At 34.2% G+C, this 9,734-nt stretch carries 15 protein-coding genes and 1 pseudogene; 9 read left to right on the top strand and 7 right to left on the bottom strand.

What is annotated here, in order from left to right; all coding sequences use genetic code 11:
• The 4 genes and pseudogenes from DMP16_RS11260 to DMP16_RS01015 all read right to left on the bottom strand — a co-directional run.
• A pseudogene (locus DMP16_RS11260) lies at positions 1-102 on the bottom strand (50S ribosomal protein L31e); the annotation flags it as partial.
• Positions 103-106: 4 nt separating this feature from the next.
• Complete coding sequence (locus DMP16_RS01025) at positions 107-262, bottom strand: 50S ribosomal protein L39e (protein ID WP_069284581.1); 156 nt, start codon at positions 260-262, stop codon at positions 107-109.
• Positions 259-615 carry a DNA-binding protein gene (locus DMP16_RS01020; protein ID WP_069282391.1) on the bottom strand — a complete coding sequence of 119 codons (357 nt, stop codon included), beginning with the start codon at positions 613-615 and terminating at the stop codon, positions 259-261. The genes DMP16_RS01025 and DMP16_RS01020 overlap by 4 nt, the downstream gene beginning before the upstream one ends.
• Before the next feature lie 13 nt (positions 616-628).
• Positions 629-1,093 (bottom strand): 30S ribosomal protein S19e, encoded by a 465-nt coding sequence (locus DMP16_RS01015; protein WP_069282390.1) that lies wholly within the window; start codon positions 1,091-1,093, stop codon positions 629-631.
• 70 nt (positions 1,094-1,163) lie between these two features.
• On the opposite strand from DMP16_RS01015, the gene DMP16_RS01010 reads away from it, so the two are divergent.
• Entirely contained in the window at positions 1,164-2,324 is a 1,161-nt protein-coding gene (locus DMP16_RS01010; RefSeq protein WP_069282389.1) for a nicotinate phosphoribosyltransferase, read from the top strand.
• Here the strand turns inward: DMP16_RS01010 and DMP16_RS01005 are convergent.
• On the bottom strand, positions 2,317-3,372 hold the full coding sequence (locus DMP16_RS01005; protein ID WP_069282388.1) for a phosphate uptake regulator PhoU: 1,056 nt from the start codon (positions 3,370-3,372) through the stop codon (positions 2,317-2,319). The two genes, DMP16_RS01010 and DMP16_RS01005, sit on opposite strands and share 8 nt — an antisense overlap.
• A gap of 62 nt (positions 3,373-3,434) precedes the next feature.
• Positions 3,435-4,430 carry a DUF711 family protein gene (locus DMP16_RS01000; RefSeq protein ID WP_069282387.1) on the bottom strand — a complete coding sequence of 332 codons (996 nt, stop codon included), beginning with the start codon at positions 4,428-4,430 and terminating at the stop codon, positions 3,435-3,437.
• 44 nt (positions 4,431-4,474) lie between these two features.
• On the opposite strand from DMP16_RS01000, the gene DMP16_RS00995 reads away from it, so the two are divergent.
• From DMP16_RS00995 to DMP16_RS00980, 5 genes are all read left to right on the top strand, one after another.
• Positions 4,475-4,876, top strand: a complete 402-nt coding sequence (locus DMP16_RS00995) for a DsrE/DsrF/DrsH-like family protein (protein ID WP_069284580.1) — start codon at positions 4,475-4,477, stop codon at positions 4,874-4,876.
• Positions 4,873-5,100 carry a sulfurtransferase TusA family protein gene (locus DMP16_RS00990; protein WP_069282386.1) on the top strand — a complete coding sequence of 76 codons (228 nt, stop codon included), beginning with the start codon at positions 4,873-4,875 and terminating at the stop codon, positions 5,098-5,100. Before DMP16_RS00995 ends, DMP16_RS00990 begins: the two co-directional genes overlap by 4 nt.
• Positions 5,101-5,193: 93 nt before the next feature.
• Entirely contained in the window at positions 5,194-6,039 is an 846-nt protein-coding gene (locus DMP16_RS00985; protein ID WP_143576829.1) for a PLP-dependent cysteine synthase family protein, read from the top strand.
• A gap of 10 nt (positions 6,040-6,049) precedes the next feature.
• Positions 6,050-6,211, top strand: coding sequence for a hypothetical protein (locus DMP16_RS10800; protein WP_185957792.1), 162 nt, complete (start codon positions 6,050-6,052; stop codon positions 6,209-6,211).
• Between the two features lie 25 nt (positions 6,212-6,236).
• The gene (locus tag DMP16_RS00980) at positions 6,237-6,857 is read left to right on the top strand and encodes a serine/threonine protein kinase (RefSeq protein WP_231961229.1); all 621 of its coding nucleotides are present in this window, start codon (positions 6,237-6,239) and stop codon (positions 6,855-6,857) included.
• Here DMP16_RS00980 and DMP16_RS00975 read toward each other — a convergent pair.
• A complete protein-coding gene (locus tag DMP16_RS00975; protein WP_069282384.1) occupies positions 6,837-7,025 on the bottom strand; it encodes a hypothetical protein in 189 nt (62 codons plus the stop codon). The genes DMP16_RS00980 and DMP16_RS00975 overlap by 21 nt on opposite strands.
• 38 nt (positions 7,026-7,063) lie before the next feature.
• Here DMP16_RS00975 and moaA point away from each other — a divergent pair, with 38 nt between their 5' ends.
• From moaA to folE, 3 genes are read left to right on the top strand one after another with little or no spacing between them, the layout of a single operon-like run.
• Positions 7,064-7,990 (top strand): GTP 3',8-cyclase MoaA, encoded by a 927-nt coding sequence (gene moaA, locus DMP16_RS00970; RefSeq protein WP_069282383.1) that lies wholly within the window; start codon positions 7,064-7,066, stop codon positions 7,988-7,990.
• Complete coding sequence (locus tag DMP16_RS00965; RefSeq protein ID WP_069282382.1) at positions 7,987-9,042, top strand: aminopeptidase P family protein; 1,056 nt, start codon at positions 7,987-7,989, stop codon at positions 9,040-9,042. The genes moaA and DMP16_RS00965 overlap by 4 nt, the downstream gene beginning before the upstream one ends.
• Positions 9,043-9,095: 53 nt before the next feature.
• Positions 9,096-9,722: a GTP cyclohydrolase I FolE gene (gene folE, locus DMP16_RS00960; protein WP_069282381.1), complete on the top strand. Its 627-nt coding sequence runs from the start codon at positions 9,096-9,098 to the stop codon at positions 9,720-9,722.
• Positions 9,723-9,734: the final 12 nt, after the last annotated feature.

The following is a 9,734-nucleotide window of genomic DNA, read 5'->3' as shown; positions in this document are numbered from 1 at the left end:
TTCTCTTATCGTGTTAACAGCTCTCCTACTTCTAATGTTTCTTCTTCCCATCTTTACTCTTCTTAGATTTACTACCATTTCAAAATTATCCTTCTCCTTCATTTATTTACACCTTTAACTTATTTCTTCTCCAATTTCTTCTCAGTGGGTTAAATCTAACTTTTCCTCCCGTTTTTAAAACTACCCATATTGGAATGGGTACGTTTGATTTCATTGCCTTACCTAGTCTTATCTTTTTGCCTAATGGTTTGTTTCTACTCATTTCCATCCCCTCTCCTTTATCTGTATCTTGAAGTCACGTTTATTCTGCTCAGAAATTTGTGCTAATATTTGTTTTAGCTCCTCATCCGTTATTGGAACTTTTATTCTCCCAGACTGTGCTAAAGCTATTAGTTGATTCTCTAATGATTCAGCTAATTCTGGCTTTACCAGCTTTACGTTATTAAGTCTTAATCTGGCTTCAGATGTTAAAATAGCTCTAAGTAAAGCCTCTTTCTGAGCTTCCACCTCAGCTTTCCTTTTTCTCTCTTCCTCCATTCTTCTCTGCTCTTGCATTGCTCTTCTTCTCAATATCTCTTGGAGTTCCTCATCGTCATAATTATCTGGAGAAGACATTTTATCTCACCTTCTATTCTAGATATACTTTCAAAGAAGGATTATTGTCTGCCAACTCTTTAAATATTTCGTATGCTATTTTATCTAGTAGTGCTCTTCCTCTCGGAGTTAATACTCTTCCTTTATTCTTAACTTTCTGCACTAATCCTGCTTTTTCTAATTGTTGTAATATTAACCTATTAGCGTGTCCAGGAGCTCTTACAGATCTTTCTGGTTTAGTTCCTCTTCTCTTACTCCCCCCATAGATTATTTTAGACTTTTCAATTCCAACACTACCATTAACATATACTTTTCTGAGTAGTGATGCAGCCCTAACATACCACCATTCTTCTGGATTATCGGGTACTCTCTCCTTAAAACTTGCAGTTTTGGCGAAAATAGCCCATTCTGGAGGAGATACAGTCTTTACGTTTTCCTTGATATATGATGCAAGCCTTTTTATCAAAATATCATATGGTACCATTTCTGCTGTTATCATTCTAAGACTCAGAAAAGTTTGAGAATATAAGGTTTAAAATTTATTCTTTTTAATTACATATGAGCCACGTATGGGATTTTATGTTTCAAGTTTTCAGCAAATTAAGGAAGGTAAAATCACTGATATTTACTTTGAGAGAACGGTAAAAACATTGGAAAAGCTAGGAATAAAAGAAGCTAAGGTTAGAATGGAGTTTCACTCTTATGGACTTCCAAAAGACTATCAGTGGGCAGTCTTCAGTGGATTGGAAGAGATTATTGAGCTTCTTGAAGGGATTCCAGTTACTGTCTACGCTATGCCTGAGGGAACTTTATTTAAAGAAATAGAGCCAGTAATGATAATTGAAGGTAATTATTTAGATTTCGGAATCTATGAAACAGCCATCCTAGGCATTTTAAGACATTACTCTAGCATTACTACAAAGGCAGCTAGGATCAAATCTCTCGCAATGGATAAAACCATATTTTACTTTGGTCTTAGATCATTACATCCCGCAATAGCTCCTATGGCAGATAGGGCAGCGTATATCGGCGGAATTGATGGTGTTTCTGGAGCTATGAGTAAAGAATACTTAGGCGTTAATCCTTCCGGCACTATGCCTCACGCATTAATGTTAGTAGTGGGAGATAATGTTACGGCTTGGAAGGCATTTGATGAAGCTATGGGACCAGAAGTACCCAGAATAGTTTTAGTCGATACATTTGAAGATGAGAGAACTGAGGCGTTAAAAGCTGCTAACTTGCTGGGTGATAAATTATATGGTATTAGACTAGACACCCCTTCCAGCAGAAGGGGTAATTTTAAGAAAATAATTCAAGAAATTAGATGGACCCTAGACATAAATGGCTACAAGCATGTTAAGATATTTGTAAGCGGAGGTATTGATGAGGACGACGTGATTAATTTGAGGGATCACGTTGATGGTTTCGGAGTAGGTACTAGCATATCTTTTCCACCCAGTGTAGATTTCAGTGCGGATATTGTAGAAAAGTACATTAATGGAAAATGGGTTCCCTTCACAAAGAGGGGGAAGTGGCCAGGTGCTAAACAAGTTTATAGATGCGGAAAACTAGAGGACGTTATTACTCTCCTAGATCAGAAGTCGCCTAATGATCAATGCAGACCATTGCTTGAGAAATATATTGATAATGGTAAAGTCGTAAAACATCTACCTTCAGCTAAAGAAATAAGAGAATATGTAATTTCGCAATTGAAAGATATTATTAGCTAACAATTTGTACTTCTTTTAAGTTTTCTAAGCTTCTGTTAAATGCTATTTCAGTAATAGGCTCCATTCTTCTGATAGCGTTATATAACCTTAAGTTGAATGTTCTTACTATTGCTAATAATGATGGTGATTTTATTTCTTTAGTTATCTCTTCCGATATTAACGTCTCCGTTATTAGGACTCTTCTTAAGGTTCTTAATTCCTCCATAACCTCATTTATTAATATAATATCCTCTTTGGATAGTACCTTAACTGAGTGGTCAATGACCGATGAAGTCTGTTCTATGTAAATGTTCATCTTATCCCATAGTTTTCTGAGCTCTTCTAAATCTGGAGGATGTAGTGACAACAAGTCTAATGCTATTTCACTAATTTCGTCTGCAGCTTCCTCTATTGCCTTTATCAATATTCTATTACCTACTATTTGTATTCTCTTCACGCCTATCATATAGGCTAAACTTCTATTCATCTGAGCTAACAATAGTTGTCTTAATGCAAGGTAGTACAATCTATCTATTTCCTTCTCCAGCTCGACAACCTCCTGGAGAAAAGTTCTACTCCCTTCCTTTATCCCTAAGTCCAGATAATGGAGCATTTGTTTTATAGAATTTGATAACCTATTTATTAAATTATTCATCGTATATTTCGTGGGATCTAAGAAGGATTGTATCTGAATATAATCAGTCGATTGAGACACTATTTCCAATCCTATCAAATTCCTTATCGAGTCTTTAATTTTTCTCAAAATATCTTCAGTAAAAGCCCCAGTTTTGCTTTCAATATCTATTCTGTCATATCCTAAAATATATAAGGAGTAAATCACTCTCCCCATCAATTCTGATGGGGTTGAGTTGCTCTGAATTATCACCTTCATTTCTTTTACGTTACTCTCAGCCTTCAAGTTTGGAGGATATACCTTAAGGCTTCCGTCTTCATCTACTTCTAGATAAACGCTTTCACCGGGACTAAGTCCTACTTCCTTTACCCATTCTGCAGGTAACGAAACCATGAGCGTAGATTTTCCGAATTTTTGAACCCTCCTAACTTCCATTATATACTACCTCCATGATGTATTGTATAATTCTAAGCTTATAAAAGTAGTTTTAAACAATACTATACTGTTTTAACTTCGGGTATTTCTCCAAACATGTTGGATAATACTGGGTTACCATGAGTAGGAATTAATCTTACACCGTATGGTCTACGTTTTACGTGTTGAATATAATATATATCTTTTAATAAATTTTCATATATAGATAAATTGGAATATACGCCAACCATATCAATTCCGGCAACACAGAAGTAACTCATTAGTAGTATATCTTTTAGAGTTAGAGAACCTTCTTTAACCCTTTCTCTCAATATGTTATCCTCAGCTATGGGTAACATTAGTTCCGAGAAACCTATAGGACTTACTCTATTCCTCCATGTGCTTTCCAAGATTTTTTGATTTATTTCTCCTATATACCATAAGTTAGCTATATTGAAAATTTTCCCACTATTAGCCTCAATAATTTCGGCTACGCTTTCATTCATCCATGGGGATAATGAAGCGTCAATACCTAAAAATTTTATACCTAATCTTTTCTGAAATTCCTTTCCAATCTCATTAGCTTTCTGTAATGCAAAATCTATTTTTCCGTTTTTAAAGTCATTAACATAAAGTAAGGATAAGCCAAAAGAGTCGTATACAGTATTTGCTGTTGACGTGGGAAAATAAGGAGTAGTAAGAAATTCAAAATTATATAATAACGCGAACCTCGTAGCTTCATCAGGCTCTAAGCTAATGAGAAACCTAGCTACACTTTCTATATTTTTAATATCTCTTACCAACACATGTGCGAATATTCTATTATCTGTTTTTAATATATCTTTAATTTCTCCGATTCTATTATCGCTATTATCAAGCGCAATTAGACTAAACATAATGTTTTTATCTTTACTAGGTAGAAAATCTACTAACTTACTAAGGCTAATATTTTTGGGAGTAGGAGGTAATGACAACCTTTTACTCCAAATGTAGTCTTCATTTATCCTGCTTAGCTTATCTGAGTATTCAGAAATCTTAGAATAGTCGTTTATAAAAATTGTTAATGCTCTTATTAACATTTAAGTTGCACGTTTATAATCCTCATAGTGAGTTTAAATTATTGATGAATAAGATTACTATTCTGCTAGCTGACAATAGTATGGATAAGTTATACCACGGATTAGTTATAGCCTTAGGTGCTAAAGCACTAGGCTGGTCTGTTAAGTTTTTTGTAACTTCTCAAGCTGTAATATTATTTACTAAAAATCGGAAGGGTGCTAGTAAACTGAGTCTACCTTTTTTTGCCAGAATTTTTGTTAAATTACAAATGAAGAGGTTAAATATACCGGATGTATCTAAGCTGATTGATGAGGCGTTAAACCAAGGTATAGAATTTTACGTTGATGAAGCCGGTCTTAAGCTAGTAAACGCTAATAAAGACGATTTATTTGAAAATGTTAAATTGTCTGGAAGTATATCTTTTTTACTTGAAGCTAAAGAGTCAGACTTGGTGATAACTCTTTGAAAAAGATTGAGTCAGACGAAATTTGCCCAGTTATCCTAACTACAGTGTTAAAGGAGTGGCTTTCGTTAAAAGAAGGCCAAGAAGAGGAATTATCAATTATAACTAAATGGGAAGCAGTAGGTCAAGAACTAGAAAAGTGGTGTAAGGAAACTGGGAATGAATTTATTGGTGTTTCAAAAGTAAATAAAAAGTTTGAGGTACGCCTTAAGTTAGTTAAAAAATAAATACTACCTATCACTACGAATAATCGGTAGATCTATATTGTGTCATCTACCAATCTTCACGTATTCGGAAGTGAACAAGAGCTACTAGAAGGAATGTGGCCTACTCCGCTGTTAAAGCTAAAGATAGGAGATGATGTCTGGGGAAAGCTAGAATATTACAATCCTTTCAGCAGGAGCATAAAGGATAGGACTGCATACTACTTATTCAAGCAAGCGTTAGTTAACAACTCTAGACAAATCGTTGAAGCTACATCAGGTAATTTAGGCGTGGCATTAGCATCATTATCAGCAATTTATGGAGTAAAATTCACGATGTTTATTCCTATAACAGCACCAAGAGTGTATAAGGTTCTCGTAAAGTTATTAGGCGGAGATGTGATAGAAGGTGGAAATTCTACAAACGATTTAATTCCTTTGGTGAAAAAATTTGCAGAGATAAGTAATTCTTTGCACTTGAATCAGTTTAGCAACCCATTAAACGTGATAGCTCATTATCAAACTACGGCAAGGGAAATAGATGAGCAACTTAATTCTGTAGGTAAGACCCCTGCGCGCATCATAGCAACTATGGGAACAGGTGGTCATCTAGCTGGAATAAGTAAGTATTTTAAAGGAAAATATGGGGATGAGATCGAGATAATAGGTGTTCAACCTTCTAAAGATTCACGAATACCCGGAATTAAGAGGCAAGATAATGGGAATGACCTGCTTAAAGAAGTCAAGGTAGATAGAGTAATTGATGTATCATTTGAAGAGTCTATTCAAGGAGTAATTAACGTAGCTAGGAATTCTGGAATTCTAATAGGTTTGAGTTCCGGAGCTACTTTTGCTGCTTATGATAAGGTAAAGGATTCTAAGACTACGGTGTTAATTTTCCCAGACGATCTCTTTAAGTATGTTGATATTATAGAGGAAACTTTAAAAGACAATTCAGAATAAGTATGCTATCGTGACAGAACTCATAGTGATAATGAATAAGAAAGGAGATATTTTGGATTTTTCCCCAAGAAATTTAGATATCTCAAGATTTTTAACTAGGAAACCTTCCGAAATTTACGACGATGGAGAATTAATAAGATTAAGGATTAATATAACAAATAATGATGTTTGAAAGTCGTTATGGGCAATCACGGATAGTGAAAGTCGATGATGAGCAATATGTCGAAAAATGTTATACTTCAGTTTTTGGAATAAAGTGGTATTTTATTTCTAGTTTCTTTTGGAACTATCCTTATGTCGCAGATCCAAAAGAGCGATTTTATAGAGAAATGGATTTTTTCCTTGAAAAATGGGAAAAGAACGTCTATGTACCTAAAATAGTCGATATAGACACAAAAACGCTATGTATTATTAGAGAATTTGTAAGTGGTGAAGAGGTAAACGAGAGGAATATAGAAATAGTTGCTAAAGGGATTAGGGAAATACATGAGGAGGGATTTGTTTTAGGAGACACAAAGATAAGTAATTTTCTACTTACGAATGACAAAAAATTAGCTATTATAGATGCTGAGCAATCGATGAAATCAAACAATATATCTTATAAAGCCTGGGACTTACTTGTCTTCTTTCTCTTCCTAAGTTATAAGTTAGTCAACTTAGACTCATTTGCAGAGGCATCAAAGATTTTTTTAGATGAGTATAATCCAGATAGTAGCTTAGTAAAGGAATTTTTCAATATCAAGAATATAAATTTAATGAGCGTATATCCTCCTCTACATCTATTTACTTTAAAAAACTTAATGACTAATTTTTATTAAAATACTGCTGGTATCTTTTATTGTCTCAATACTAGTATCTAATATTCTGACTCCACAAGCAGGGCATCTATAATAATACTTTATTATCCTCTTTATTCCATCACTACTTTCTGATTCAGCAATGAAGTCCATCTTTATTCTGCATTTAGGGCATGTGACAGTATTCATACATATGTTTATAATTAGCAAAGGTAAAAAAGTTAATAATGATTGATAGATTTGGTAGACCTTTAGACGATTTAAGGATAACATTAACGCATGCTTGCAATTTTCAATGCTTCTTCTGCCATATGGAAGGAGAGGACGAGATAAGTAATGGATTAAGGCTAGAGGACATTTTGTTAGTAGCTAAAGTTGCTAGAGATTTTGGTATAAGATCAGTTAAACTAACTGGTGGCGAGCCTACATTAAGGCGTGATTTAATTGAAATAATCAAAGGACTTAAAGAACTAGGCTATCAAGATGTTTCAATGACCACTAATGGTTTCTTGTTGAGAGATTTAGCACCTAAATTAAAAGAAGCTGGTTTAGATAGAATAAACATAAGTTTACATGCAGTATCTAGGGAAACTTTTAAGAAGATAACAGGGGTTGACGCATTTGATAAAATCTTAGAAGGAGTTAGAAGAGCTATAGAGACAGGCTTTAGACCAGTTAAGTTAAATTATGTGGTGAATAAGCGTAATATTAATGAAGCTTTAATGTTCTTAGAATTAGCCGAAAAATTAGGAGTTAATGAGGTACATTTAATTGAACTTCATCCAGTAGGGTTAGGTAAGGTTTTCTTCAACGAGCATGAAAAGCTAAATGAACTAGAGGAATACATATCTAAGATAGCTATAAAGAGAGAAGTTAGAAAAAAACATCTTAGGCCTCGTTACGTTTTACCCTCTGGCTTAATAGTAGAAGTAGTAAAGCCATATGCTAATCCAATTTTCTGTGCTGGATGTAATAGAATAAGACTGACAGTAGACGGTAAATTAAAGACATGTCTATATAAAGAAGATAACATAATAGATATCTCAAACGTCTTCAAGGAAGACTTCGCAGAAGAGATAAAGGAACAGCTAGTAAGTAGAGCATTTAGTATAGCAATATCTATTAGGGAGCCTAATTTTAAGTATAAATTATGAATAGACTTAACAAGCTCAAGGCTATTTTGGAAGATAAAGGAAAATATTGTGCAGTTGTATTAGGGTATCCTAATCTATACTATTTCCTAGAGTATGAAGGCGTTGGGGCATTGGTATATTGCGATTCTAGATTTACGCTATTAGTGCCGGCATTAGAAATGTATAGAGCAGATAAGGTAAAGGATATAGATATATTAATATACTACCCCTCTAAAATATTTGAAAATGTAATAGAGGGTAATTTATTTGTTGCTCTACAAAAAATTGTTAATTCCGACATTTTACTCTTAGACGTTAACTGGATAGATGCAAACACGTATAAGGGTCTTTCTGAGAAGTATAAAATAATAGATATTTCTCATGAAATTATTAGTATGAGAGCTATTAAGGATGAGGACGAATTAGAAAGGATAAAGAGAGCAGGGGAAATTACTTCTGGCGCCATGAAGATGGGAATGGAAAGATTAACAAATCAGGCTTCAGAGAAGCAAATAGCCGGAGTCATTGATATGACGATGAAGTCTATGGGAGCTGAGGACTACGCTTTTCCTTCCATAGTAGCCTTTGGGGAGAATACTGCTTACCCTCACCATGTACCTACGGATAGATATTTAGGTAAAAATGATATAGCTCTCTTCGATATAGGTGCTAAATATCAAGGGTATTGTTTCGATAGTACTAGAACATTCATTTTTAACAATACTGAAGCCAGAAAAATTTATGAAATAGTTCTTCAAGCACAATTAGAAGCTATTGATCAAGTGAGAGATGGAGTAAATGCCTCAGAAATAGATAGAATCGCGAGAAGGGTAATTGAAAAAGCAGGTTATCAGAAGTACTTTATACACTCCACTGGGCATGGAGTAGGTGTTGAAATCCATGAGAGCCCTTCAATCTCGATTAACTCGAGAGATGTGTTACGAGAAAATATGGTAATAACTGTAGAACCTGGTATATATTTAAAAGGAAAGTTTGGAGTGAGAATAGAGGATACACTTATAGTAACTAAAGGTAAACCTATAGTTTTAGAAACTACTTATAAACTATTGTAGAAGTTTTTTAACAAAATAGTTATAATGGGTTTCATCATAGAATAATAAACGGTATGGAGGAAACAGAAATAGAAAATCAAAAACTAGTAGAGGAAATCGCTAAAAGAATAAGGGAAATACTAGAACTATTAGGAGAAAATCCGGAAAGGGAAGGCTTAAGGGAAACGCCAGAAAGAGTAGCTAAAGCGCTATTGGAAATGACGAATGGACTCAGACAATCTCCACCTAAAATTAAAGTATTTAATTTAAGTGAAGAAGATTCTAGAAATCACGAAGATCAGATAATAATAGTTAGAGATATAAACTTTTCATCACTATGCGAGCATCATATGTTGCCTATTATTGGTAAAATTAATGTAGCTTATATTGTAGGGGATGAAGGGAAAGTAGCGGGCTTCAGTAAGATAATTAGAATTGTTAATTACTATGCTAGTAGATTGCAAATTCAAGAGAGGCTAGTGGAGCAGGTAGCTGATGCAATAATGAATAGTGATATTAAGCCTAAAGGAGTTATGGTAATTGGAGACGCTTTACATATGTGCTCATACGTTAGAGGAGTTAAGGATAGAGAAGCTAATCTAGTTTCCGTAGCTTATAGAGGGCTTTTTAAGACCAATAGATCATTGCGTAACCACGTTCTTAGAATATTAGATAATACCAATAAGGTAAACTTATTATAGAGTTTTTGGAAA

Source organism: Sulfolobus sp. B1 (assembly GCF_007050195.1).
In the GTDB taxonomy this organism is placed as follows: domain Archaea; phylum Thermoproteota; class Thermoprotei_A; order Sulfolobales; family Sulfolobaceae; genus Saccharolobus.
This window is presented reverse-complemented; position numbering and strand designations above follow the sequence as displayed.

Bases quoted from the DNA above. Each gene is read 5' to 3' on its own strand.
- DMP16_RS01015 (WP_069282390.1), bottom strand. From the start codon at position 1,093: ATGATAACAGCAGAAATGGTACCATATGATATTTTGATAAAAAGGCTT.
- DMP16_RS00995 (WP_069284580.1), top strand. From the start codon at position 4,475: ATGAATAAGATTACTATTCTGCTAGCTGACAATAGTATGGATAAGTTA.
- DMP16_RS01010 (WP_069282389.1), top strand. From the start codon at position 1,164: ATGGGATTTTATGTTTCAAGTTTTCAGCAAATTAAGGAAGGTAAAATC.
- DMP16_RS01005 (WP_069282388.1), bottom strand. From the start codon at position 3,372: ATGGAAGTTAGGAGGGTTCAAAAATTCGGAAAATCTACGCTCATGGTT.
- DMP16_RS01020 (WP_069282391.1), bottom strand. From the start codon at position 615: ATGTCTTCTCCAGATAATTATGACGATGAGGAACTCCAAGAGATATTG.
- moaA (WP_069282383.1), top strand. From the start codon at position 7,064: ATGATTGATAGATTTGGTAGACCTTTAGACGATTTAAGGATAACATTA.
- folE (WP_069282381.1), top strand. From the start codon at position 9,096: ATGGAGGAAACAGAAATAGAAAATCAAAAACTAGTAGAGGAAATCGCT.
- DMP16_RS00965 (WP_069282382.1), top strand. From the start codon at position 7,987: ATGAATAGACTTAACAAGCTCAAGGCTATTTTGGAAGATAAAGGAAAA.
- DMP16_RS00985 (WP_143576829.1), top strand. From the start codon at position 5,194: ATGTGGCCTACTCCGCTGTTAAAGCTAAAGATAGGAGATGATGTCTGG.
- DMP16_RS01000 (WP_069282387.1), bottom strand. From the start codon at position 4,430: ATGTTAATAAGAGCATTAACAATTTTTATAAACGACTATTCTAAGATT.
- DMP16_RS01025 (WP_069284581.1), bottom strand. From the start codon at position 262: ATGAGTAGAAACAAACCATTAGGCAAAAAGATAAGACTAGGTAAGGCA.
- DMP16_RS00975 (WP_069282384.1), bottom strand. From the start codon at position 7,025: ATGAATACTGTCACATGCCCTAAATGCAGAATAAAGATGGACTTCATT.